At 37.3% G+C, this 26,937-nt stretch carries 21 protein-coding genes; 7 read left to right on the top strand and 14 right to left on the bottom strand.

Going from position 1 to position 26,937, the window contains the following annotated elements; genetic code table 11:
* Positions 1-63 precede the first annotated feature (63 nt).
* The 5 genes from ACE01N_RS07790 to ACE01N_RS07770 all read left to right on the top strand — a co-directional run bounded on the left by ACE01N_RS07790 (position 64) and on the right by ACE01N_RS07770 (position 7,071).
* A complete protein-coding gene (locus ACE01N_RS07790; protein WP_380586696.1) occupies positions 64-2,814 on the top strand; it encodes a hypothetical protein in 2,751 nt (916 codons plus the stop codon).
* Between the two features lie 85 nt (positions 2,815-2,899).
* Positions 2,900-4,540: an AMP-binding protein gene (locus ACE01N_RS07785; RefSeq protein WP_380586692.1), complete on the top strand. Its 1,641-nt coding sequence runs from the start codon at positions 2,900-2,902 to the stop codon at positions 4,538-4,540.
* 426 nt (positions 4,541-4,966) lie between these two features.
* Entirely contained in the window at positions 4,967-5,527 is a 561-nt protein-coding gene (locus tag ACE01N_RS07780) for a TetR/AcrR family transcriptional regulator (RefSeq protein WP_380586689.1), read from the top strand.
* Positions 5,528-5,595: 68 nt separating this feature from the next.
* On the top strand, positions 5,596-6,843 hold the full coding sequence (gene fabF, locus ACE01N_RS07775) for a beta-ketoacyl-ACP synthase II (protein ID WP_380586686.1): 1,248 nt from the start codon (positions 5,596-5,598) through the stop codon (positions 6,841-6,843).
* Positions 6,844-6,930: 87 nt separating this feature from the next.
* Entirely contained in the window at positions 6,931-7,071 is a 141-nt protein-coding gene (locus tag ACE01N_RS07770; RefSeq protein ID WP_380586683.1) for a hypothetical protein, read from the top strand.
* A gap of 58 nt (positions 7,072-7,129) precedes the next feature.
* Here the strand turns inward: ACE01N_RS07770 and ACE01N_RS07765 are convergent, their stop codons facing one another.
* From ACE01N_RS07765 to ACE01N_RS07720, 10 genes are all read right to left on the bottom strand, one after another.
* Positions 7,130-7,249, bottom strand: coding sequence for an FG-GAP repeat domain-containing protein (locus ACE01N_RS07765; RefSeq protein WP_380586779.1), 120 nt, complete (start codon positions 7,247-7,249; stop codon positions 7,130-7,132).
* A 239-nt stretch (positions 7,250-7,488) separates the two neighbouring features.
* Positions 7,489-9,597: an FG-GAP-like repeat-containing protein gene (locus tag ACE01N_RS07760; protein ID WP_380586680.1), complete on the bottom strand. Its 2,109-nt coding sequence runs from the start codon at positions 9,595-9,597 to the stop codon at positions 7,489-7,491.
* A 4-nt stretch (positions 9,598-9,601) separates the two neighbouring features.
* A complete protein-coding gene (locus ACE01N_RS07755) occupies positions 9,602-11,635 on the bottom strand; it encodes an FG-GAP-like repeat-containing protein (RefSeq protein ID WP_380586677.1) in 2,034 nt (677 codons plus the stop codon).
* A 12-nt stretch (positions 11,636-11,647) separates the two neighbouring features.
* On the bottom strand, positions 11,648-13,348 hold the full coding sequence (locus tag ACE01N_RS07750; protein WP_380586674.1) for an FG-GAP-like repeat-containing protein: 1,701 nt from the start codon (positions 13,346-13,348) through the stop codon (positions 11,648-11,650).
* A 22-nt stretch (positions 13,349-13,370) separates the two neighbouring features.
* Positions 13,371-14,417 (bottom strand): FISUMP domain-containing protein, encoded by a 1,047-nt coding sequence (locus ACE01N_RS07745; protein ID WP_380586671.1) that lies wholly within the window; start codon positions 14,415-14,417, stop codon positions 13,371-13,373.
* A 188-nt stretch (positions 14,418-14,605) separates the two neighbouring features.
* The gene (locus tag ACE01N_RS07740; protein WP_380586668.1) at positions 14,606-15,361 is read right to left on the bottom strand and encodes a hypothetical protein; all 756 of its coding nucleotides are present in this window, start codon (positions 15,359-15,361) and stop codon (positions 14,606-14,608) included.
* A 90-nt stretch (positions 15,362-15,451) separates the two neighbouring features.
* A complete protein-coding gene (locus tag ACE01N_RS07735) occupies positions 15,452-15,925 on the bottom strand; it encodes a GNAT family N-acetyltransferase (RefSeq protein ID WP_380586665.1) in 474 nt (157 codons plus the stop codon).
* A gap of 282 nt (positions 15,926-16,207) precedes the next feature.
* Complete coding sequence (locus ACE01N_RS07730) at positions 16,208-17,011, bottom strand: SDR family oxidoreductase (protein ID WP_380586662.1); 804 nt, start codon at positions 17,009-17,011, stop codon at positions 16,208-16,210.
* A gap of 43 nt (positions 17,012-17,054) precedes the next feature.
* The gene (locus tag ACE01N_RS07725; RefSeq protein WP_380586658.1) at positions 17,055-17,867 is read right to left on the bottom strand and encodes an SDR family NAD(P)-dependent oxidoreductase; all 813 of its coding nucleotides are present in this window, start codon (positions 17,865-17,867) and stop codon (positions 17,055-17,057) included.
* Positions 17,868-18,143: 276 nt separating this feature from the next.
* Entirely contained in the window at positions 18,144-18,467 is a 324-nt protein-coding gene (locus ACE01N_RS07720; RefSeq protein WP_380586655.1) for a hypothetical protein, read from the bottom strand.
* 216 nt (positions 18,468-18,683) lie between these two features.
* Here ACE01N_RS07720 and ACE01N_RS07715 point away from each other — a divergent pair, with 216 nt between their 5' ends.
* Entirely contained in the window at positions 18,684-19,565 is an 882-nt protein-coding gene (locus tag ACE01N_RS07715; RefSeq protein WP_380586652.1) for a helix-turn-helix domain-containing protein, read from the top strand.
* Positions 19,566-19,790: 225 nt separating this feature from the next.
* Here ACE01N_RS07715 and ACE01N_RS07710 read toward each other — a convergent pair whose 3' ends face one another.
* Complete coding sequence (locus tag ACE01N_RS07710; protein WP_375728234.1) at positions 19,791-20,675, bottom strand: YitT family protein; 885 nt, start codon at positions 20,673-20,675, stop codon at positions 19,791-19,793.
* Positions 20,676-20,853: 178 nt separating this feature from the next.
* Here ACE01N_RS07710 and ACE01N_RS07705 point away from each other — a divergent pair, with 178 nt between their 5' ends.
* Positions 20,854-21,636 carry an amidohydrolase gene (locus ACE01N_RS07705; protein ID WP_380586648.1) on the top strand — a complete coding sequence of 261 codons (783 nt, stop codon included), beginning with the start codon at positions 20,854-20,856 and terminating at the stop codon, positions 21,634-21,636.
* Positions 21,637-21,839: 203 nt separating this feature from the next.
* Here ACE01N_RS07705 and ACE01N_RS07700 read toward each other — a convergent pair whose 3' ends face one another.
* The 3 genes from ACE01N_RS07700 to ACE01N_RS07690 form a co-directional block, all read right to left on the bottom strand.
* Positions 21,840-22,541, bottom strand: a complete 702-nt coding sequence (locus tag ACE01N_RS07700) for a sensor histidine kinase (protein WP_380586776.1) — start codon at positions 22,539-22,541, stop codon at positions 21,840-21,842.
* Between the two features lie 1,090 nt (positions 22,542-23,631).
* Positions 23,632-24,318, bottom strand: a complete 687-nt coding sequence (locus tag ACE01N_RS07695) for a response regulator transcription factor (RefSeq protein WP_375728237.1) — start codon at positions 24,316-24,318, stop codon at positions 23,632-23,634.
* A gap of 174 nt (positions 24,319-24,492) precedes the next feature.
* The gene (locus ACE01N_RS07690) at positions 24,493-26,919 is read right to left on the bottom strand and encodes a hypothetical protein (protein ID WP_380586643.1); all 2,427 of its coding nucleotides are present in this window, start codon (positions 26,917-26,919) and stop codon (positions 24,493-24,495) included.
* Positions 26,920-26,937: the final 18 nt, after the last annotated feature.

Genomic DNA, 26,937 nt, shown 5'->3' with positions numbered 1-26,937 from the left:
TCACTGCTGTAATGTTGGGATTACGTTCTGAATTTCAGAAATTTGCTGAAAACAATCACCGATATGTTACGCAGGATCCTTTATTTTCTTTCTGTCATTTTGTTGGCTCTTGTAATTATACTGTTTTATAGACGATTAAATGAAAAGCCGGTCAAAGAATTGGACAACCATATGTTTCAGGCTATTCCATCTGACGCAGCTTTTATTATTACGTCTGAGTCGATGATTAGTTTCATAAGCGAACTCGAAACGCAGAATTTAGTTTGGAAAGACCTGATTAAAACACCAATGATCGGAAAAATTTCTAAAAATTTAACAGTTTTAGATTCCCTTCTAAGTAGCAAATCTGAATTGAAAGCGGGGCTTGATAACAGCGAGATCGCAGTTTCTTATCAGGTGACAGGCAAGGATGATGTGGTTCCTCTGGTTGTTATTCCTGTTCTTGCCAAAATATCTTCTGCGAATATGAAAAGTTTCATTAACAACAATTCACAAGGCACCAGGACTGATAAGAAATACGATAACATAACCATTTATAATTTTAGTGACAGCAGTGGATATTCAGGATATTATGTATATGATAACTACCTGGTGTGGAGTCCGTCTGAAATTGCCCTGGAAAGAAGTGCCCGGGAGTTTCAGAATAAAGCAGGAGTGACCATTAAAAAGGGGTTTAACGAGATACTTGCTACCAGGGGATCGAATGCACTGGCAACTGTTTTTATGAATACAGACGAACTAATGTCGATGATAAAGCCATTAGCTTCAAAACCATTGCTTATTAAGCTGGAGCAAATTGCCGGAGATAACAGCTGGTTTGGTGTTGATGTAAGCCTTCAGAGTAACCTGCTTTCTTTTATGGGATTTTATTCCATAAATAACTCAAACTATGTTTCAGCCTTCAGGGGACAAAAACCTTCAGAAATAAATATTCTGGATGTTGTACCGGTTGGTGCACAACAGTTCTCTGTGGCAAACATTAGTGACATGAATCTTTTTCGAAGTAACTATAAAAAATATCTGGAAGCACAGAATAAACTGGACGCCTATAATATATGGTTAAACAAGACAGGAGATCTTCTGGGGCAAAATCCGGAGTTATTTGCTGATGATTTCTTCAGCGGTGAATTTCTGAAGGTCACCTATGCCGGGTATACCAATAATAAAAGAAATTCGTACCTGATTGCAAAAGTTAAGGGAAACAGTCTTGCTGAAAGTGCCCTGAACGGAAAAATAAAATATTATGCGGAAAAGGAACACAAAAAGCCTAAGGCTTTTATTGATGAACTCAGGATTGACAAAGATTTACAATATACCTGTTACGATTTTGACCTGTCCGAAATGATAGGTATTCTATACGGGAATATTTTTAAAAGTGACGATCTTCATTTCTGGGCGCTCTATGACAATTATCTTTTTGCAGCGCCCAGCAAAAAAGTTCTGAAGGATATTCTTTATGCCAATGTACTCGGTAAAACTTTGCCCCGGCAGTCGTATTTTGATGATTTCTACCACAATCTTTCCACCTCTTATAACCTGTTGTTTTATCAGGACAGCAGATCGATACCGCTGACATCAAAAGATTCCTGGAGTGAATCATTCTATAAATCTCTTCCGGGAAATAACGACGTATTTTCGAATCTTAACGGAATAGGATTTCAGGTTGATGCTTCCGGTAAATTTCCATACGTTAATATGATAATGGACTATTCAGGTCAGCAAAAGTCTGACGCTGAAACCATCTGGCAAAGTCTTCTGGATACAAGTTTCATCATGAAACCGGCTTTGGTATTGAATCATTATACCAAAGAGAACGAAATTTTTGTTCAGGATTTGAAGCATACAATATATCTGATTAATCCTTCCGGCAGAATTTTATGGAAGAAGTCGCTGGGTGAACCAATAATAAGCGAAATATATCAGGTTGACAGCTATAAAAACGGCAAGTTGCAGCTTCTGTTTAACACAGCCACCCGGTTAATAATGCTCGACAGGAACGGTAATTATGTGGAACGGTATCCTGTAAAGCTACCTTCCGGGGCAACAACGGGTCTTGGATTGGCAGATTATGATAACAGCCTAAACTACAGGATATTTATACCTGTTAAGGATCGCAGAATATTGCTTTATTCAGTGGATGGGAACAGGGTTAAAGGCTGGAATTTCGGTAAGACGGATCACGAAGTATTACATACGGTTCAACATATAAGATTTGGAAAAAGGGACTACATCCTATGTGCAGACAGAAACCGGGTATACATACTTGACAGACAGGGAAAAGAACGTGTAACGCTTTCGGATCAGTTCAGTAAAAATGAAAATGTGGACTTCTACCCACTTGCCAAAGGTCCGGGAGGTGCAGAAGCGATACTGACCGGTGACACTCAGGGTAACCTTGTGACCATAATGATGTCAGGGGTGGTGAACAAACGTAAATTACCGCTGAAAACCCAAACATATCAAATGGTAGTTGAAAATATAGATGGGAGTGGAGGCACTGAGATTATTACTGTTGAAGGTAAATCAATGAAAGTTTTCGATTATTTGGGTAATCTGCTATTTGAGCGCGTATTCCCCGATGACATAACTGACTGTCCCAATATATATAAATTTTCTGCTCGCGATTATAAAATTGGAATAGTGGACAGAGTACAGCAAAACATTTATTTGTTTAATAATGACGGTTCTGAAAAAAGTGGATTCCCGCTGACAGGCAACACCCCATTTTCCATTGGCTTTTTAAAATCTTCGGGAAGTTTTAATCTGATTGTTGGAGGACGGGATAACTACATTTATAATTATATTGTAAAATAGCTTTAGTCCATCCACTTTTATAGTTCACATGCAATTGCATTTATGGGAATTTATGCGTACTTTTCACGGGTAAAATCCCATGATGATGAAAAAGAAACTGAACAAAATCTTTAGTGATACCCTGAGATTAAACTGGAGTCTAAATGCTTTTTCTGACTATGAAGGTTCAACCTATGCCTATAGTGATGTTGCCCAACATATGGATTTGTTCCATTCGTTGTTTAAGGATGCTGGTATAAATTCCGGTGATAAAATAATTTTATTAGGAAGGAATACTGCCAACTGGGCAATATCATATATTACTATTGTTTCGTATGGTGCGGTAGTGGTTCCCATTTTACCGGATTTTAAACCTGACGACGTGCATTATATTGTTAACCATTCAGAAGCTGTACTGATGATTGTTTCGGATGCGTTGGCAAAACCCTTGGATATGGCTCAGATGAAAAAGGTTAAAACTACAATTTCGCTGGATTCATTTGACGTGACATGGGAACGACGTGGACAAAAGGTTGCCAGGTTACTGGCTGAAAAAAGAGGAGCTGATAAAGAGGATGAAGCGACACAACCTAATATTAAGCTGGATGAATTTCCAGAGAATGATTTGGCTGTATTGTCCTATACTTCGGGAACCACAGGTTTTTCAAAAGGGGTGATGATCAGTCGGAATAATCTGGTGTCGAATATAATCTTTGCACAGGAGCATATGCCTTTGGAGGCTGGGAATAAAATTTGTTCCTTCCTGCCGATGGCGCACATTTATGGTCAATTATTCGAATTTTTATTCCCGTTCAGTCTGGGTTGTCATACAACCTTCATCGACCGAATGCCTTCGCCACAGATGGTAACCAAAGCCTTTGGTGAAATAAAGCCTCATCTTATTCTTTCGGTTCCGTTGGTACTGGAAAAAGTGTATAAAAAGCGAATTGCACCGGCTCTTGAAAAGGGGTCAATAAAATTTATGTTGAAGATTCCAGGTCTGAATAAAGTGGTCTACAACAAAGTACGGAAGCAGCTGACAGAAAGCTTTGGCGGAAACTTTTATGAAATAGTGATTGGTGGTGCACCTATGAACAAGGAAATTGAAGACTTCCTCCGTAAAATTAAATTCCATTTCACCATTGGATACGGCATGACAGAATGCGCTCCTTTAATCAGTTATGATGCGTGGGATACCACTCAGCCGTATTCTGCAGGAAAGGTGGTAGACCGGATGGTGGTTAAGATAGATTCGGATGATCCGTATAATGTGGTGGGCGAAATTCTGACAAAAGGTGAAAATGTAATGCTTGGCTACTATAAGGATGAGAAGAGTACAAAAGCCACCATTGACAAAGACGGATGGTTGCATACCGGCGACCTTGGAGTGATTGATAAAAACGATTTTGTTTACATCAGAGGGAGAAGCAAAAATATGATTCTGGGTGCTAACGGAAAAAATATTTATCCCGAAGAGATAGAAAACCGCATTAACAATATGCCATTGGTTATGGAAAGCCTTGTGGTAGAACGCAACAGTCAGTTGGTAGCTTTGGTATTTGCTGATCAGGATGTATTAAAAACAGAAGGAATTACCGAAGAAGCTCTTCCCGAAAAAATGGAAGAGATGCGTAAAGAGGTCAATAAATCACTTCCCAAATACGAACAGCTGCAAAAAGTTGAAATTCAGAAGGAAGAGTTCGAAAAGACACCCAAAAGAAGCATAAAGCGGTTTATGTACAGTTAAAACAGTGAGACTGTGATCTCAGAGACGAAGTGAACTGAAATTACAAAGTCGAACTGATCCCGGACTTTTGTCGGGGTATCTATGGGTTTTATTCCCCGCCCCTTGGGCGATAAAACGAATAATTCCTTATTGATACCCCGTCTGCTCTGCAGCGGGGCGCTCATTCCTGAGGCTGAAGGATATATCTTATCGGGAGGATCTGTACCATAACTTTTCAAGACGGATAATCTTCCTGGCTTGTCGGGAATATGGGTAAACTTTAAACCACTTCATAAAGATATCTTAGTTTAGGTGGGCGCTATTTTTATATTATCATTTACTTGATGAGTTTTCCATCTGAAAGAATATTCAAAATATAAAAAGTCATAATTTTTTTTATACTTACTAATTAGTAAGTATATTTGCATGTAATAAAATTGAATAATCATGTCCGGTACCAGAGAAAGGATTATTGAGTTGGGTGAAGACCTTATACGAACGAAAGGTTATAATGCATTTAGCTATCAGGATATTTCTTCTGAATTAGGCATTAAAAATGCAGCGATTCATTACTACTTTCCGGCAAAAGCTAATTTAGGAACAAGTATTATTAAGACAAATATCCAACGCTTTGAAGAAATGGTGGACAATATGCATAGCAGAGGATTTGATGAAGTTCAACAGCTAAATACCTTTATAAAAATATATTTAAAGAGTCATCGGGAGAAAAAGGTGTGCTTGGTAGGGGCATTAAGTCCTGCGTTTGACACATTAAATGAAGTCACGCAAAAGGAACTCAACAAAATGATTACATTAATACTTCAATGGCTTTCAAATATTCTCAATACCGGAAAACAAAAGGGATTGTTTGCATTTGATGAATCACCTGAAAACAAAGCTGCAATTATTTTTTCAGGTTTAGTTGCCAGCTTACAGCTTTCTAAGGTTATTAATACGATTGATTATAAAAATATGTGCCTTTCCATTGAAGAGAGTGTAAAAGTCTAAAAAAATTTATCCGATAAACTTATTTATTAATAAGTATATTGTAATTCGTTCAGCATAAAATAATATATATGAAAAGAGCAGTGATAACAGGAATGGGAGCAATAACACCAATTGGTAACAGTGTTAATGACTTTTGGATGAACCTTCTGGAAGGCAGGAGCGGGGCTGCTCCAATAACAAAATTTGATGCAGCTAACCATAAAACAAAGTTTGCCTGCGAAGTAAAGAATTTTGACCCTTTGGCATATGTAACAAAGCCGGAAGCCAGAAAGATGGATTTATACACGCTTTACGCTTTAGCTGCAACAGAAGAGTGTATTAATGATTCACACTTACATATTGAATCATGTGATGTAAATAAAATCGGGGTTATTTTGGCTACAGGTATTGGCGGCATGCAAACTTTTGAGGAGGAAATCATGAAGTTCAGTGAAAATATTAATTCTCCAAGGTTCAACCCTTTTTTTATAACAAAAATGATTTCGAATATTGCCGCAGGGCAGATTTCCATTAAATACGGGTTGCATGGTGTAAGTTATTCGGTTACATCTGCCTGTGCCTCATCCAACCACGCCATCGCAAATGCTCTGGATCTTATTCGTCTGGGAAGGGCAGATATTATTTTGGCCGGAGGGTCTGAGGCTACTATCACTCAGGCTGCAATTGGAGGTTTCAATTCAATGAAAGCCTTATCTACGTTGAATGATCATCCTGCAAAGGCATCACGGCCTTTTGATAAAACCCGTGATGGTTTTGTGGCCGGAGAAGGAGCAGGAGTTCTTATGATTGAAGAACTCGAACATGCAAGAAAAAGAGGTGCTAAAATTTATTGCGAATTAGTTGGTTATGGGGTTGCTTCTGATGCCTACCATGTTGCGGCCACACATCCGGAAGGACTTGGTGCTAAGATTGCAATGACAGATGCATTAAACGATGCAAAAATTGATGCCAGTGACGTCTCTTATATTAATGCACATGCAACATCAACTCCGGTTGGAGATATAAGTGAATGCATTGCAATTGAACATGTATTTAAAGATTCGTTGGATCAAATACAGATTAGTTCTACAAAGTCAATGACCGGACATTTGCTGGGGGCGGCAGGTGCAATAGAGGCAATAGCCTGTATTAAGGCTGTTGAGCAGAATATTATTCCACCAACAATAAACCTTAATGAAACAGACCCGGATATAAGTCCAAAACTCAATCTTACGCCGAACAATGCAATGGAGAAGGAAGTTGTTGTAGCTCTAAATAATACCTTCGGATTTGGCGGACACACATCTACTTCTGTTTTTAAAAAGTATGAGTCTTAAATGAAATCTTCCCCTTTCTGATATAATTTTGGAAAGGAGTTCTTTTTTGGGAAGGAAAAGCTTGGTAGCCTTCTGAAAAGTGTGTAAATGAGGAAAAGTAAAATGGTTTTTTTGAGCCATATCAGGCTCGTTAGTAAGACCGGAGATAACTTTGATAAATCCGGAGGACACATAATGGATTATCCTTATCAGGTTCCATATTCTCAGTTTGTGAAGTTGATATTTTAATATGCCTGGAAAATAGAGCAGTATTGAAAATATCAATTTGATCCATGACCATTGTATATTAATCTTCATATCCATCGTTATTTATATCGCACCAGGCAACAGAATGTGGTGAGCTTGAAGGATTAAAAGATATTAATTCAGAAAAAACACCATTACCCTTATTTTCATATACTTTAATATTTGAGCCAGTTATTCCTCCAGTTGTTGGGTAAACAGGTTTAGTAAATACCTAATCCATATCTCCATCGTTGTCCTAGTCTGCCCAGTCAATATCCCGAAACGATTGGAATATTCCTTCATCTAAAACAAATGGTTGAGCACGTAAAGAGTTAGATGCCAATAAAAGCAAAGCAATATTAAAGATCAATCTGTTATGAATATTCTTTTGGGATCTTATTTGTTTTATTTCTCATCGCATTATTCTTTTATCAATTTAGTGATAGAGCTGTTTTCACCAGCTATCACTTTTGTAAAGTAAATTCCTGGTGGTAAGTCTGAAATATTGATGCTGTTTGTTATTACCGGACTATTGAAAACCTGTTTGCCTTGTAAATTGAAAATGCGAACAGCTACCGCTGTTGTTGTATTGCTTTTGATATGTAAAATGTTTCGTGCAGGATTGGGATAGACTTTTATTGGTGATAAAGCACTCGTTTTTTTCACTGATGTGCTTGTGCTGTCTTTTATGCAGCGTACACTATGTCCGTACGACATATTACGTTCTTGGCGATCTAATTCGGAAAAGTTATGCCATAAATATCGAATGTAACTTTGAGCGTCGCTATACGCCGTGGAACTCCACCAATAACAACCTTTCTCTGCATTTCTACTCACTCCAAAATTATCGTTACGATAGCCACTTGAAAATGCAGAAAAACCACTACTATTATTACTTTGAAGGTCATTCCCAACCGTCCCGGCAGCAGAAGTTTCTATCCAACCACTGGTTGTAGCAAGTGATTTGCCAATTTTGTTTTCGGTGGTAGTACCGTCGTAATTATATCCATTCGCTATCATGTAAGTTTCGAGTTCTGTCCACTCAACATCACTTGGCAGGTGCCAACCGGTTGGACATACTCCTTGTGTTATTTCAGTAGTACCACCGTTCGTTGCAGCTGCCCAGGTATAAAGTGCACCATAAGTTTGTGCATAACTACTACTATCGTTATTAAACCAGCAATAAGCCTTATCGGTATTGTTGTCAGCTAAATTTGCCCATTCGTCATTATCGGTAATTTTTGGAATGGGTGTACCATCGGCATAATGTGCTACCCTTAGGTTTTCCTTCATCCAAACCTGTGTGCCAATGGTTACGGTGTTGTAGGTATTACCGTCGACATCGGTTATGGTTTGTGCGTAGTTACCATCGTTTCGGTAAAGCATACCATTTAATACAATATCTAAATCACCATCACTATCATAATCAACCCAGCGCGTAATTTTTGATGCTTCGCTTGATAGCACAATATTGGTCTCCTCAGTAAAAGTGCCGTTGCCATTATTGCTGTAAACTTTGGATACACAAGCGATATTCTCTCCTGACAACAGAATATCTATATCATTGTCTTTATCAAAATCACCTAGAGATACCGATCCTTTATCCAGCGATTCAACATAAACAGAGTCGCCTTGAGTAAAACTGCTTCCATTATTATTAAAATAGGTGTAGATATATCCATTTCCAACCTGCACAATATCCAACAACTGATCGTTATTAATATCTCCCCACTGGCTGGGTGTACCTCTTGAACCTGAACTGTTACATACTCCGGTAAAATTACTTTTGACCTCGGTAAATGTTCCGTCACCATTATTTTTATAAAGTTTGGTATAGTTTAAAGAATTTTGAAAATCGTGCCCCGAAGTAAGCAGGTCTAAATAGCCATCGTTATTAAAATCACCCCAATCAAACGATCCGTAGCATAATCCTTTTATTGAATGATTAAGTATTTCGGTAAAGGTTCCATTACCATTATTTTTGTATAAGTAGGTCTCACTTTCTTCAATATGTCCGCTATAAACAATATCGATAAAACCATCGTTGTTAAAATCGGCAACTGCATTATTCCCATCCCAGGCTTTTTTTAAATTAAGACTTTCTACTTTTGTGAAAGTATGGTCTCCATTGTTCTTATAAATTTCTGATCCGCTTGAATCGAAGCCTCCTGAAATGTGCAGAATATCCAAATCGTTGTCATTATCGTAATCGAACCACGATAATGAGTTGGCGCCATATGGAACCTCTATTGAGATAGTCTCGGTGAAATTGTTCTGTCCGTTATTAGTAAATACCTGAATTACGTGAGTTGTCGATGTTCCTGTATATCTAATAAGAACGTAATCCATATCTCCATCGTTGTCGTAGTCTGCCCAGTCAATATCCCGAAACGATTCTGATGGGAATATTCCTTCTTCTAAAACAAATGGCTGAGCATGTAAAGAGTTAGACGCCAATAAAAGCAAAGCAATATAAAAGACCAATCTGTTATGAATATTCTTTGGGGTCTTATTTGTTTTATATCTCATCGCATTATTCTTTTATCAATTTAGTGATAGAGCTGTTTTCACCAGCGATCACTTTTGTAAAGTAAATTCCTGGTGGTAAGTATGAAATATCGATGCTGTTTGAGTTTACCTGGCTACTGAAAATCTGTTTGCCTTGTAAATTGAAAATGCTAACAGCTACTTCTGTTTTAGTGTTGCTTTCTATGTATAATATGTTTTTTGCAGGATTGGGATAGACTTTTATTGGTGATAAAGCACTCGTTTTTTTCAGTGATGTGCTTGTACTGTCTTCTAGACAACGGATACTATATCCTATCATTTTATCGTGATATGCATCTACAACGTAAGTTTTATGGTTGTCCATGAATAATCCCCATGCGCTTGTTGTATTGTATTCTGTTGCGGACCACCAATAACCAACGTCGCTTTGGTTAGCAAAATTAGATTTACGTCTACCACCAGGCAAAGCCGTAAATTCGGAACTATTAGTAGCCTCTGAATTCATATTAAGCCAATGCGTATTTCCCGCTTCTTTTAATTTATTCGCTGCAACCTCTTCGCCAAGAAAATTTTCCAGCACTTCCCATTCAGAATAGCTTGGCACATGCCATCCCGTAGGACAAAGTTTACCAGTATTTACGGTATGCCAATTATATAATGCTCCGTACTCTGCTCTATAAGTAGCACTGTCGTTATCGTACCAACAATATGCAGGGCTGGTCAAACCATACCATTCGTTATTATCAGTTACTTTGGGTATTTGACTACCATCGTTGTACCTGGTAGTTTTTAAGTTTTCTTTCATCCAAACCTGTGTGCCAATGGTTACGGTGTTGTAGGTATTGCCATTGATATCGGTTACGGCTTGTGCGTAGTTACCATCGTTTCGGTAAAGCAAACCATTTAATATAATATCTAAATCGCCATCGTTGTCGTAATCGATCCATTGGGTAAAACGATTATCTGAAGGATAGGATGAAAATTCAATATCAGTATTTTCGGTAAAAGCACCGTTCCCATTATTGGAAAAGACTTTTGTTATTGAGGAACTAGTATTCGAACCCGCCACTAAAATATCTAAATCATTATCGTTGTCGTAATCACCAATAGATAATGAACCTTTATATATTTCGGAAACAATTATAGAATCGTAGTTAGCATAAAAACTTCCCTGGCCTGTGTTTTTGTATAAATAAATTTTTCCATCGAATACTTGCACAATATCAAGATCATTATCATTATCGATATCTCCCCAGGCACTACATGTTCCACGTAATCCACCACTATTTTGAGCACCTGTGAAATTATACAGTAATTCACTAAACGTTTCATTACCATTGTTTTTATAAACTTTTGTATGTTTCTCACCCGTATCAAGATCCAGACCTGATATGAGTAAATCTAAAAAACCATCACCATCAAAATCCCCCCAATCCATCGAGCTATAGCAAACCCCAATTATATTATGATTTGAAATTTGAGTAAACGTTTCATTTCCGGTGTTTTTATATAAATAGGTGTTGCTCTTATTTTCACCACCGGCTGCATGTCCATTATATATAATGTCCTTATATCTATCGTTATTAAAATCGCCTAAAGCCAAGTTCCCATCATATTCCGGAGTTAATCTCAGCCCTGAGATTAATGAAAATGTTTTATCACCATTATTCCTATAAAACCGTGTGCCTCGACCATTTGTTGGTAAATCAAAATCGATTACGATCAAATCCAGGTAATTGTCGTTATTGATATCGCACCATGCAACTGAATGTGGTGCGCTTGAAGGATTAAAAGATACTATCTCTGAAAATATACCGTTACCCTTATTTTCATATACTTTAATATTTGAGCCCGATATTCCTCCAGTTGTTGGGTAAACAGGTTTAGTAAATACATAATCCAAATCGCCATCGTTATCCAAATCGCCCCAATCCAGGTCATAAAAATCGCCATCGGGGAAAAAGCCTTCTACGAGTGTGAATGATTGGCAAAAGGATTTGTTTTCAAATGCAAAAAGCAATATGGTAATAATTAGCAACTGTATTATGATTGTCTTCATAGGTTAAATGATTTAGTTTTTTATGATCTTGAATATGCGATTATTAATACTATTTTCTTTTATCTCGATTAAATAGATGCCTTTTGTTAAATCCGAAATATTTATTTTAGTCTGATTTTCTTCGTATTCGAATGAAGATATGGAAGCGCCTGAAATGTTTCTGATTGTAATTTCTGATTTTGTGTTTAATCCCTCAATTAATATATAATCGGTTGCCGGGTTTGGATACATTATTATTTGGTTGTCTGCTGCGCGAATATTTTCAACGTTTGTAGCCGAAATGGTAAACGTACCTTCATTGCTAAAAGCCCCACCTTTAAAGCAGTTATCGATTGCCTGCACACTCCAATAATAGGTACCTTCGGCAAGGCCTCGTAAAATAAAAAAGGTATCGAGCTGGGCATTGCCCATTTGTGCCAGGCGGAAATAGCCGCTGGTATCGGAACAACTGCTTACAATATCGTTGCTGCCTGGTGTGGTGCCTACCCTTACATTGTAGCTAAGGCCTTTTGATGGCGTGTGGTCATCGGTTGCAGGATGCCATTTTAAAGTTACCGTGTTTCCCAATACTTCGCTGCTTGCTATTTGGGTTTTTTCTGGAGGGGTATTGGTTGCATTAATCTGTTTATTTGATAGGGTTGTTTTTTTAGATACCCTGTTAGTTTGTGTTTTTTGTGCTGCAATGCTGTTTTCCGGAATGGTAGTGTTACCGTTACTGTATATTTTGGAGATATATTCAGATCCGGTTGTTCCTGTTAAAAGGATGTCCAAATTACCGTCATTGTTATAATCGCCCCAGGATACAGAGCTATTGGATACCCCGGTAAGTGAAATATTGGTTTGTTCGGTAAATGTATTGTCACCATTATTGTGGTATATTTTGGAAATATTTTCAGCATCGTTGTTCTGACCGGTTAATAATATGTCTAAATCCCCGTCATTGTCATAGTCTCCCCAGGATGCAGAACTGAGGAATACCCCCGTAAGCGAAATTCCGGTTTGTTCGGTAAATGTATTGTCCCCATTATTACGGTATATTTTGGAAATCTTTTCAGCGTCGGTTGTTATTCCTGTTATAAGAATATCCAGATATCCGTCATTATCATAATCGCCCCAGGATGCAGAACTGCTGGATACACCGGTAAGTGATATGCCTGTTTGTTCGGTAAATGTGTTGTCCCCATTGTTGCGATAGATTTTTAAAATCTGACCGGATGATAAAGCTCCGGATAAGAGGATGTCCAAATCCCCATCGTTATCGTAATCGCCCCAGGCGAGCGAGCTTCCTTGAACATCTGTAAGCGATATATCAGTTTGTTCGGTAAAATTATTATTCCCATTATTGCGGTATACTTTAGAAACAATGGAAGATTTTGCTTCTCCTGATAGTAAGATGTCCAAATCCCCATCGTTGTCGTAATCGCCCCAGGCAACAGACCCCTTATTAATTCCTATAAAGGAAATACCGGTTTGCTCGGTAAAGGTGTTATCGCTATTGTTGCTGTATATTTTTGAGATAAGATCGCCCAGATTATTTCCTATTAGAAGGATATCCAAATCCCCATCGTTATCGTAATCTCCCCAGGCTGTTGAGCTATAACGAACGCCGGTTAGCCCAATGTTGGTTTGTTCTGTAAATTGGGCAATAAGGGGTTTATTGCATATTAGAAAGACCAATATCAATAAGTAGAATGTTTTTTTTAATGTGTCCATGTTTTTTGTTTAAGGCTTTAAATTAATTTTTTACAAACTTGATTTTTTCAAATGATCCGTTGTCTTGTATTTCAATAATATAAATACCCGGTTGCAGATGACTTATATCAATATAGCCTCCTTCAATATTTACACGATTAATTAAACGACCTGTTAAGCAATAGATATTTGCTGTGGTATTGGACGAAAGGTTCTCGAAATATAAATAATTGGTTGCCGGATTGGGGTAAACCTTGATCTCAGTATTTGGCATTTTCCCAATTGAAGTACCGCTATTATCCTTAATGCATCTTATAGAGTTTCCATTGCCTTTTGAAACATTCATAAAATATATTTCCTGAACATTACTGTGTACTTCTATACAATATGCCTCTGATGCTGTGAATTCTGTTAAGCTTCCCAAATAAGCACCTGCACCTATTGGACAAAAATACGACCCTACGGAACCGCGATAACCTGCTGGTAGTGCCGTAAAACCACTTTCATTTGTGGCTCCCACATTTGGAGTTCTCCAATCATTGGTTGTAGATTTTATTTTACCTCCGGCAACAGAATTCCCTAAAAAATTTTCCAGCACATGCCATTCTTCGTTACTTGGTACATGCCACCCCGTTGGGCACAGCTTGCCCGAGTTCATTGTTTGCCAATTATATAAAGCGCCATATATAGCTTTATAAGTATTACTATCGTTATTGTACCAGCAATATGCCGGTGTGTTAGCTGCGCTCCATCCATTATTATCTGTTACTTCGGGTATTGGGGTGCCATCATTAAATTTTGTTGTTTTCAGGTTTTCTTTCATCCAAACCTGATTGCCAATGGTAACAGTGTTGTAAGTATTGCCGACGGCATCGGTTACTGTTTGTGCATAATTACCGTCATTTCGGTATAGCAATCCGTTTAACACAATATCTAAATCGCCATCGTTGTCGTAATCAATCCTATTGGCATCTCTATAATGAGCCCCTGTAAGATTGAATTGCATTTCAACAAATTGTGCCCTTGATATCCAGGGAGTCATTATAAGTATAGAAATGAGAATAAGTCTTGTTCTTTTTAATTTATCCATGATATGTTATATAAACTTACAGGTTTTTATTTTTTTAGCCAATCTCGTTTAAATACTTTAAGGGACACGTCTATAAGTTTTAGTTGAAATCTTCCCCTTTCGGATATAATATCGTAAAGGGGTTCTCTTTTAGAGACGGACAAGTTTTTATCATTATCTGTTATAATTTTTTATCCCGCTATATGTCATTAAAATTTTTGAAATTTGAAAACAGCAGTTTCCAGTTTTACATACTTTTGTTCAAATTGCAAACCATAATCCTGCATTAATAACTTCATGACCTTTTCCTTTTCACGACTTTTGAGATTGATTCTGTAATTTAAAGGATCTTCAATACTGGTATCAATGATTAAACCCTCTACATAGCAGCTTATATTTTTCAAAATGTTATTAAGGTTATCACCTTCAAAGCATACAAACCTTTTGTTGAATCTAACCTTTCCCGAATACGGTGATACGAAATTATTCAGTTTTTCTTTATCATTGATAGTTACAGTGTAAGTGTTCAGTTCAGATGTATCAAGTTCAAATGAGTATTTTAGTTTTTTACCTAGTTGATACAGAATTGTGTCTTTGTGAGTCTTTAGTTGTGAGATATCAGTATTTTTTGCAGGATAATACTTGATATCAAGTTTAAAATCCTTACGAATTCCTGTCAGATTAACAAATGTGCAGGTATTAATCGTTTTGTCCGACAATGTCATTAAAACATCTTCTAAATCGGTATTTGTAAAAATAATGCTATCCTTACTTATTATTTTTAAGGTGTGCTGGCAACCTGATGATAGATTTAAACAGGCAAATAGCCTATAGTCTGTGGTTTCAGCATTTATGATCTCTTTTTTCCAATTCCGGGTAGTAGTACCAATAAGTGACTTACAGGAAGAAAGTGATGCTACTATCGCCATAAGGAAGATCAAAATAGTAAGGGACTTTTTATTCATCTGTTTAGCTTTACATACGTGTCAGTTTATTGATGATTTCCGGATACAGGTATCCCACTTCGAAATATATAAAATGTTATCAGATCACATTTAATTATTTTTTAAATCCATTTCCATAGGTAAATATTTAATTCCATGTTCTTCCTGCATTTCACCGGTGGCCTTAAATCCCAGTCGTTCGTAAACAGGAATTGAAAACGGCGAGGCATGAACGTAAAATTTATTTAATTGCTTATCTCTGGAACAACAAATCTCTAATGCTGCTTTATAAAGTTCTTTTGCAATTCCTTTACCATGGTAATTTTTGTCCACAAAGAGCAATGATACATTCCTGTTTTCTCTTATCTCAATCATTCCGACGATTTTGGTATTAATTGTCGCAACAAGCAAGCTTATTTGTTCAACTTGCCGACCCGCTATTTTTTCCGGTGAAATCCAGTCATAAAAGAATCGATTTCCTTTTTCAGTATAATCAGGAGCTACATATTCATCATATACTTTCTTAACAAGTTTGCTGATATCCTTTTCCTGTCCTTTTCTGTAGGATTGAATTTTATATTCCATTTTTTAATTCGGTAAAGTATTCGTTTTATTTGTTAGTACCAGAATTAATCAATTATAATTATTACAAGAAGCACTCCAATCAGGAATTGGGTCGGTTCATTTCAACGAATTAAAGGTAAGTAAAAAAATACAAAGTTATATTTTACCTTTCCAACAGGTGAGTAAATGTATAATTCATTAAACTTCCAAAATTTATACAGTATGTTTTATACCAGTATTTATGTTAAGGTCGCATTGTAATTTTCATACTAATCAGTTATTAGTTTCTGTTGATTTCTTCAGTTAACCGGAGGCAATACAACCTCCATCACATAAAATATCGGTACCGGTTAAATAACTGGCTTTGTCGCTAACGCAAAAGCTCAGAAGGTTAGCTATCTCTTCAACGTGTCCCATCCTTTTTATTGCACTGTTTTTAATATAAGCATCTGTACGTTTTTTTTCTAATTCGCCCATTGGTGTTTCAAAAAATCCCGGAGATACGCTTAACACGCGCATTCCTTTATTCCCGAATTTAACAGCATCTGTTTTTGAATACCATATAACAAAGTTTTTTGAAACAGCGTAAGCTACTTCTGCTTTTAATTTACCGGGCAGTATTTTAATCCGGTTCATCATTTTACGCAGAAATAAATCTTTATTAGTCCTACTTAATCGATATAATTTTTTGGGAATTATTAAGGAAGGTACCATATGACCCGACATAGATGAAACATCAATAATACTTGAACCTTCTTCCATTACCTCATAAAAAGCTTCATGAATATTTATTGTTCCTATAGCGTTAACTTGTAATAATGCTTTAGCATTACCCATATTGGGAGATAATCCGGCAGCATTTATAACCGTGAAAATATTCCCCAATGAGGTAGCTTTTGCAACCAACTCATTCACCGAGTCGCGATCAGAAACATCACACACAAAATATTCTGCTTCAATCCCTTCACAAGCTAGTTCAGCTACAGCATTTTCGAGTTTATTTTGTGTCCTGCCTACGATAAGAATATAATTATCTTTTCCTAAAACTTTGGCGGTGGCAAGCCCCATACCACTTCCGCCCCCTGTTATAACACAAACCTGTTTCATATATCTATCTGTTAAATTTCAAATCTTTGTCCTTTTATCACCTTTAATCCGGAACATGTGACTTCATCTGTTTGGCAATAAGGCTGGCAGCAAACATTGGATTTATCCTGTACAAGGCATCCATTACTTTTGAGTCATTTCCAACAAATACGCGTTGTTTATTTTTTTCAATGGCACTAATTATAATCTCTGCTGCTTTAGAAGGGAGAAGAGGTTTAATAAGCGAATTTTTGGCTTTATCATCGTTTTCCCCTGCTTCCTCAGCGCCGGAATTTACTTTTATATTAGTGGCAATTGCACCAGGAAAGATAACTGTGGTGTGAACATTAGTATTTGACAGTTCTTTTGATAAGCCCTCTGTCATGATTTTAACGCTTGCCTTGGCAGCGCCATAAATACTTTGCCCTGGAACCGGCAAAAATCCTCCCATACTTGATACATTTGCGATATGTCCTTCCGGTTGTTTTAACAAATAAGGCAAAAATGCCTTTACCATAAAGAGGGTGCCATAAAAATCGATATTCATTACTCTTTCAATAATATCATATCCTATAATATTAACCTTTTCAAAAGGTTGAATTATGCCTGCGTTGTTAATTAATCCATCAACTGTACCATGCTTCTGAATAACAATTTCAGGGAAAGCTTCAACCTCTGCCTTATTGGTAATATTTAAAACATGTGTGGATAGGTTCCCGGCTAAATCCCCTGCTAATGTTTGAGTTTGTTCCAGTGCCGGTTCATTAATATCAACTGCCGCTACTTTAGCTCCCTTTTTAAGAAGGTTTAAAACTATTTCCCTTCCCATTCCGTTGCCACCACCGGTGACAACTATCACTTTATCTTTAACCTTCATCGTTAGTTTTTTAGAGAGGCTGTCTCAAAAGTCATATCAGGATTATCTTTACTTACGTATTGTAAGTAGTTTTTACAAAATTCACCCTAAATCCCCTTGCGCCTCCGCTATAGCTTCGGCGACACGCGAAAAGGGGACTTAAAGCCTTCCGTCAGCTGACGGAGAGGTTTGGAGGGGTAAAAAAAGATTGCTTACAATTTATAAGTCCAAAATATTTTTATTTGTCTTTTTGGACAGCCTCATTTAGAATTTATTATTGTTTACTTCAGTGTTCAATTAACTTTTCAATCTGTTTTTAGCTTCCTCAATTGTTTCATCATCTTTTCTGAAAACATTATCTACAATTTTGTCTTCTACTTTTTTGTAGCCTGAAACAACGCCTTCTTCTATTTTTTTGTAACCTGAAACAACGCCGTTTTCAATTAATTTATAGCCCGACACAACTCCGTCTTCAATAAGTTTGTGAGACTTTTTAATTTTTTTTGTCATTTTAACCTCCTTTGTTTGATGTGTGTAATTAATTACATTTTGTGCACTGATTTCAGATGTTGTTGAAATTCCTAATGCCATTGCAACTGATAAAATAATTTTTGTATTCATTTTAGCCTCCTTTTTTTTATGTTTACCAGTAAGATTTAACACTACAAAAGTAAGGGGAGATCTGTATTACAACAATGGTAAATTGTCGTAAGTATTGGTTTATTGGTGGAATAGCATTATTTTTATTGGTCTATATGACTTGTATATTGGTATTATTATCGTATTGTGCTATTGGTTATATACAGCTGTTGTACATTTATTAAAACTATTAATGATATGGCAAAAGAGATTAAGCCATTAACGTGGCAATTGGATATTAAAAACAGTTTCGATGGTAAGATTTTGGGAATTGATGATGATTTCGTGTTGTTTGATAATATTAAAGTTTTACCTGCCTTTGCACATCCGTTCAGGAGTGATGTGACAACATTTATCATTTGCACTAAAGGTATAACCCGTGGGAAAATAGGGTTATATTCGTACGAAACGAAGGCTCCGTGTATGATTACTTTACTTGCGGATGAAATCCTGCAGCATGAATTTGTCAGTGATGACTTTGAAGGATTGTTTATTGTTATGTCTAAACGAATGACTGATAATTTGTTGCCCGATATACAAGAAAGATTGCCGTTGGCCATTTCGGTACGACAAAATCCGTTTATGCCGCTAAATGATGAGGATTTGAATCTGTTAAAAACATATTATTTTATGCTGAAAAAGGTAGTTGAAATGACCGAAAATATTCACCGAAAAGATATTGTACAGCATTTAATGATAGCGTTTTACTATCATTCAAATTCATGGCTGCATAAGGTCCCTCAAAAGGAATCGATTTCTACGAAACAAAATGAGAGTGTGGAACAATTTTTAGAACTAACTGAAAAGCACTTCAAAACCGAGCGGCAAGTTAAATTTTATGCAGATAAAATAAATCTGACTCCCAAATATTTATCACAGATTGTTAAGGCGGATACAGGCAAAACAGCAAATGACTGGATTGATGATTATGTGATACTGGAAGCAAAAGCATTGTTAAAATCCTCAAAGCTTACGATTCAGCAAATTAGCGATGAACTAAATTTTGCTGATCAGTCGGTTTTTGGTAAATATTTTAAACGTAAGGTAGGCCTATCGCCTAAAGAATACAGAAGCAAATAAAAATCAGAATGTTTAAAACCTGAGTTGGATTAGAATATATCGACTCATCTAATGGGGCTCAGTCCAGACAATTTATTTTGTAACTAAGTTTTTCTTTTAAATCTCCCGATCCCGACCGAAGCGTCGGGACCACCCTCTTTTTCAAAGAGGGACAGTTTATTTGATTAATTACAGATGGATATAACCGGTTTTTGCATTAATCACACGGAGACTAAAGCAACGAAATTAATTGTCCTCTTCAAGTTGCCTGAAACCTTCTCCAAGGATTTCCCTGGTATCGATAACTGTTACAAAGGCATTTTTATCTATCTGGTGAATCCAGCTTTTTAATATGGTCAGTTCGCGGCGTGAAACCACTACAAAGATGACATTCTTTTCCTGGCCGGTAAACATGCCTTCACCTTTCAGGTAGGTTCCGCCACGTTCAAGATCGTGAATGATCCTGTCCTTTATCTCTTCATGTTTTTCTGAAACAATCATCAGGGCATTGTCATAACTTATCCCTTTCAGCACAATATCTATAACCTGTCCGGTGATGTAAATAACCAACCATGAATACAGGGGGATTTTCCAGTCCTGGAAGACCAGCAAACCCACCAATACGATTGATGAGTCAATCATGATTAAAAGCTGTCCAACAGGCAGGTTTGAAAATTTGGCAAAGATCATGGCTATAATATCCGATCCGCCGGATGTGGCTCTTGAACGAAAAATTAATCCAAGTCCTACACCCAGCAAAATGGCGCCGAAGATGGATGCAAGAAGCAGGTCGTCAGCCAGTTTTAATGGATCGTTTTCTCCGATAAAGTATGTCAGTCCATCCATAAAAGCAGATGTCAGAACCATTCCCAGAACTGTTTTAATACCAAACTTAGGGCCAAGTATGCGGATGCCCAGTAAGGTGAGTGGAATATTTAATGCGAGTCCGAATGTTCCTATCGGAATGGCAGGTATTAAATGGTGAATAACGATTCCGATCCCGAAAACACCACCCGGAACAATATTATAGGGATTAATGAAAAACACAAAGCCGGATGCCAGAATAAATGCACCCAGTATGATCATGCCATATTCTAAAATGCGTTTCTTAAGTGGAATTCGTGGTTTCATATCTAATTAGTTTAAAATCAGCTTTTATTGCCGCAAAAGTCCGTTATCCTTACGGAGTTTAAAATGATAATTATCATTCGTAAAACCAGCCTTAGGTCGCTTTATTAATAAAGGATAAAATGCTTTTTGACGGGCTGTCATTGACAAAAATTGTTTAAATTTATGCAAAAGCTGATATATGAAAAAGGATAAGTTATTTATATATGGTCACCAGGGTGAGATAGTATGGGAAGATCCGGAAGCAAATCTTAACAGATACCTCGATATAATCAATGATCTGAGGATAAAACCCGATATTTTTATTTTACCCGAAACTTTTTCTTCTGGTTTTTCAAATCACGTGGAGGCCATTTCAGAACAAATGGATGGCCCTACAGTATCAGCATTTAAAGATGTCGCTTTAAAATATGATATGGCTATTGGCGGATCTATGGTAATCAACGAAGCTGGCAAGTATTATAACAGGTTTTTATTTATTCATCCCAACGGTAAAGTTGATTTTTACGACAAACGGCATCTGTTTAGTATGAGTGGAGAAGATAATGCATATACGAGAGGAGAGGAGCGAATAGTTGTGGAATTCAGAGGCTGGCGAATATTGTTGCAGGTGTGTTATGATTTACGTTTTCCAGTGTGGAGTAGAAATCAGAATGACTATGATCTTATTATTTATACGGCAAACTGGCCTAAACAACGGCAACATGTATGGGATACATTACTTAAAGCCCGTGCCATCGAAAACCAATGTTATGTTTTCGGATTGAACCGAACAGGAGCAGACGGAAATCAGATTGGCTATACAGGTGGTTCTGTGTTTGTTGATCCCAAAGGAATGCTTATGAATTCTCCGCATGGGCACGAAGCTGTTGTAGCTATTCAGATGTCGTTGTCTGATTTAAAGGAATTCAGAGAAAAATTCCCGGTGTTGAAGGATGGGGATAAATTTAGTTTGATGGAATAGATTTTGAAGCTTATTCAAATTAGTGAAAGGAAGTAAGTCCGGATTAACGTCAGTTCAATTAAAGATCTAATTTTATTGTAATGGTTTTGAATTAGTGAAAATCTCCCGTCATGACACCTCCTTTGCCAAATGGGGACTTCGAACTATTGTAATCTAAATTCTATGCCGGACTTCCATAAACTGAAATTTCACAAATCGCTTATTTACAATGTTTTCATAAAGCTGAACAGAAATTCCAATCCGCCATTTACTCTGTTTTTAACGGTAATCTCACCACCAAGCAGACTTACTGCATTTTTTACGATTGCAAGTCCAAGTCCGGTTCCGCCCATCTTTCTCGATCTTCCTGAATCAACGCGGTAAAAACGCTCAAATAACCTGCTAAGGTGTTCTTCTTTTACACCGCTTCCCGTATCGTAAAATCTGAAATAAAAGAATCGCTCATCCTGCCGGTAACAACTTGCCATAAGTGAAATGTTTTCTCCGGCATAAGTGATGGCATTATCCACAAGGTTCCTGAAAATAGAATAGATCAAAGACTGGTTACTGTTCATAACCACATCGTCGTTGATGTCTACAGTGTAGGAAATGTTTTTTTCTTCCAGTTTCAGGTGTACATCGAGAAATACGTTGGTGACCACTTCCTTGATACTGACCTTCTCGCGTTCGAATACAGAACTTGCTTCTTCAATCTTGTTTAAGAATGAGATGTCATTTATAAGATCCGTGAGCCTTTGGGTCTGTGCATAAGAGCGTTCAATAAAAAAACGTTGTTTATCCCTGTCAAGATTTTCGTTTAGAACAATGGTTTCAAGATATCCGCGTATTGAACTTACCGGAGTTTTTAGTTCATGTGCAATATTACTAGTTAGTTCACGCTTTAGAATCTTTTCGCGTTCACGCATGGTAATATCTGTAATGGAAATTTCAAAACTCTTATCCTGAAAAATAATGCAGTATATCTGGAAATACCTGCCGTTTTTTGTGATATTCATTTCTTCCCTGACAGAACCGTCCAGCATTTTTTTGTCTTTCGACAATTCCACGTCAATAAAATCACTGATAGGTTTGAATTCTTTTAATCCAAATACTTCATCCGACCACACAATTTGCTGATCTGCAATAACATTGGCAAATTGAATAAAATGGTTATTCGCCAGAATCTCTTTTTTGTATTTTGAAAATATAGCCAGGCCTTCCTGTGAGGTATGAAGGTGTTTGATCAGCTTCTCTTTTTCGTTTGAAAGGGCGTTCTGTGTCTTTTTCAAACTTTTGTAAATATTGACAATTTCACGGCCTATGGTTCCCAGTTCATTATTCGGAAACTGAACCTGGACATCAATAGGTTCATTGTTGGCTGCTGTTTTTGCAAATAACTCCAGCTTTGATATAGCTTTCCCCATTCTGTCTGCGACATATATGAGCGAAACAGATGAAATAAAAAATAAAATAATAATGAAAAATATGAATACATTATCAGCCCTTAGCAACTTCTTTACTTCAATGTTGTAGGGCAGTGCAGTTCTGACAATATATTCGGGGTATTTGTATGCGTAGTAGTAATAATCGCGTTTTGTAGAATTTGAAAACCGGATACGGCTGCCACTTTTTCCTGATTGTAAAGCTTCCTGTACTTCCGGGCGGTAAAGATGGTTTTCCAGATCTTCATAGTCTTCTACAAATGAGTCATATATTACAACACCATCAAATTTTATAATGGTGATCCTGAGATTTGAATCAGGAAAGTAGGATATGATGCTTCCCGTTGATGTTAATGAAGCAGGATTAGCTTTCAGATAGTTATGCACCATCTGATTATACGTATACAATGTTGTTTCGAGAGATTCTGTTTTTGCCTGTTTTTCGCGTTCAAACTGAAACACACCAACTGCAACCGAAAAGATGGCAAATATTACAAAGAAATAGAAAAACAGCTTTCTGTTATAACTGTTCAGTATGCGAAACTTCATTGGTATTGTATGTTGCTATGCTGTATTAGTTTATCTCAAAACAATATCCGTATCCCAGGCGAGTAACAATGTTTTTACCGTATTCGCCTATTTTTTTTCTTAAACGGGTGATGTTAACGTCAATAGTGCGGTCCAGAACATACGATTCATTCTTCCATACCCGGTTCAGAATTTCATCACGGGAGTAGACTCTTCCCTGGTTTTCCAAAAACAGTTTCAGAATTTCAAATTCCTTTTTCGTAAGTTTTACAGCATCACCATCAAGTTTTACCTTTTTCTCATTGATGTTCATCTCCAGTCCTTCATAGGCAACAACCTCTTCGGGTGCTTCTTCGGCTTCTTTTACACGGCGTAACACTGCTTTAACTCTGGCTACAACCTCTTTAATCGAAAATGGTTTTGATATGTAATCATCCGCACCCAAGGTAAAACCTGTAAGTGTGTCATTTTCTGAGTCTTTGGCCGTAAGGAATATGATAGGAACCTTTTTTGTCTTAGGATCTTTTCGCAGGATACTGGCCATTTTGAAACCGGAAATATTGCCCATCATTACATCGAGCAGAATAAGGTCGAAACCGGCTATTTCTTTATCTAAGGCTTCTTCGGCGGAAAATGCAGTCTCAACATAAAAACCTTCACTTTCCAGGTTAAATTGTAAGATTTCACATAAATCTTCTTCGTCGTCTACGACAAGTATTTTATAATCCTCCATATCAACACTTGTTAATGTACAAATATAATTAAATTTAAGAAGACATCCCCCGCAGGGGATGTCTTGATTGCTAACGCTGTAGCAATCCAGCAACTTAAAACAACAATGAAGAGAACAGTTAAACAAGCTCCTGCTTCCAGGAGCATTGTCTAACGTTTCATCTTTTAATTTATCTTATTCTTTGATCCATCCTGTCGTCCAGTCAGAACCAGCACCTATTTTGTCGTCAGAAGTAAACCAGCTGTCGGTAGAACTAAGGTCCATACCTCCGGTGTATGTAGTTGACATATCAACACCACTGGTTAAATCCATCAGGTGAATGTTTGCAGAGTTTTCAAAATAGTGGTCAGCTAAATTGGCTGGTTTATCATGTACACCAATTACGTTACCATTTTCATCTACATCTTCTGAAGCAGAATATTTAATGGCAACATCACTTACATTACTATTTACATATCCGTAGTCAACCATCAATGAACCATCCACAACGTTTAATAAAGTCTGGTCATGTTCTACATGAATACTCCTTTTGTCGAAGTTGGTTACAATAAAGTTGTAAATTTTACCTTTGGTTCCTTCACGTAGTTTCATTCCGTAACCACCGTTGGTATTGTCTCCGATAAGTGTAACCTGTGAGAAGGTTGGGTTAGCGTACGGTTCTGCAGTATTATTTGATCCGAGGTTGTCTCCTTCGAAACCACGATCACCATCAGGAGTCTGAACAGCAATCAGGTACTGACCTTTTCCTCTCCAGCCTTCAGTCCAGTCAAAGCTATCATCCTGAGCTCCGTAAACATATACATGTTTAAAACTAACTGTTCCACCAAAACACTCAATACCATCATCGGCTCCTACATATATCTCTACATGGTCAACAACTGTACCACTTCCAACACCATAGAAGGAAATGCCGTTTGCTTCGTGTTCTGGATCAAGAATTGTACCTGAATATTCAACACGAACATATTTTAATGTTCCTGAATTATCCGCATCATCAGTTCCACCATAAGTGGCACCTCCAATTTCAGAAAGACCTGTTGCACCTGAATTGATAGATGCTTTACCGCAAATATGCAGACCACCCCAGGCACCTGCTTCGTGTAATGAAGAAGTAAATACAACTGGTTGATTTGCATTCCCGATTGCTTCAATTTTACCACCTTGCTCAATTAGAAGGTATGAAAGATCTGAAGGGTCAGCTGTAATGGTTACACCTGGTTTAACATATAGTGTAGCACCATCTTTAACACGTACATTACCAATTAACTCAGCATCTTCAAATACATAAGTATCTTCGCTGATAATACCACTAAGTAATTTTGTTGTATTCAGTGTTGAAGCATCAACATCATCACCACTTTTCATCCATGATGACCAGTCACTACCGGCTCCAATTTTATCATCTGAAGCAAACCATGGATCAATGGTTGAAGCGTCTTTACCTCCGGTATAGGTGGTTGCTCCGTTAACGTCATGTGTCAGGTCCATTAGGTGGATATTTGAAGAATTCTCAAAGTAATGATCAGCCAGATTAGCTGGTTTGTCATGTACACCAATTACATTACCATCCTGATCTACATCTTCTGATGCAGAATATTTGATAGCTACATCGCTGACAACATCGTTTACATAACCATAGTCAACCATTAAAGAACCGTCAACTACGTTTAACAAAGTCTGGTCGTGTTCCACATGAATACTTCTTTTATCGAAACCGGTAACAATAAAGTTGTAGATTTCACCTTTAGTACCTTCACGCAGTTTCATTCCGTAACCACCATTCATCCCGTCACCGATTAAAGTAACCTGAGAGAAAGTAGGATTGGCATAAGGAGTTGCAGTGTTATTTGATCCAAGGTTATCACCTTCAAAACCACGGTCTCCGTCAGGGGTCTGAATAGCAGTCAGATACTGACCTTTTCCTCTCCATCCTTCAGTCCAGTCAAAACTGTCATCCTGTGCGCCATAAACTTTTACATGTGAGATGTTCACTGTTCCTCCAAAGAATTCAATACCATCATCTGCACCAATATAAACTTCTACGTTATCTACAATAGTTCCGCTACCTACACCATAAAAGGAAATACCATTTGCTTCGTGTGTTGGATCGAGAATAGTACCTGAATACTCTACGCGAACATATTTCAGTATACCTGAATTATCATCGTCGGTAGTTCCACCATAAGCTGCATTTCCAATTTCAGAAAGGCCTGTAGCACCCGAATTGATAGATGCTTTACCACAAATATGCAGACCTCCCCAGGCTCCTGCTTCATGTGATGTGGAAGTAAATACGATTGGTTCATCCGCTGTACCTTCAGCAATAATTTTACCACCTTGTTTAACGAGAAGGTAAGAGAGATCGCTTGCATCTGCTACAATTGTTACGCCTTTGTTAATGGTTAAGGTTGCACCATCTTCAACCGTAACTTCTCCTACAAGAAAAACATTTTCAGAAATAATTACGTCTCCGGTAATACTCCCTGTAAGATTAGTTGAAGGAGTAGGATCAGGATTACCTGTTTCTTTGTCACATGAAACAAGGATTAAGCTAAATCCAAAAAGGATTACATACAGAAAATTTAAAAATTGTTTTTTCATTTTGTTATAAAGTTTGAT

The sequence above is a fragment of the Quyinboa ferrireducens genome (assembly GCF_042436675.1).
In the GTDB taxonomy this organism is placed as follows: domain Bacteria; phylum Bacteroidota; class Bacteroidia; order Bacteroidales; family UBA5342; genus JBHJHP01.
Note: the sequence above shows the minus strand (reverse complement) of the source record. Positions and strands in the feature narration are given on the sequence as shown.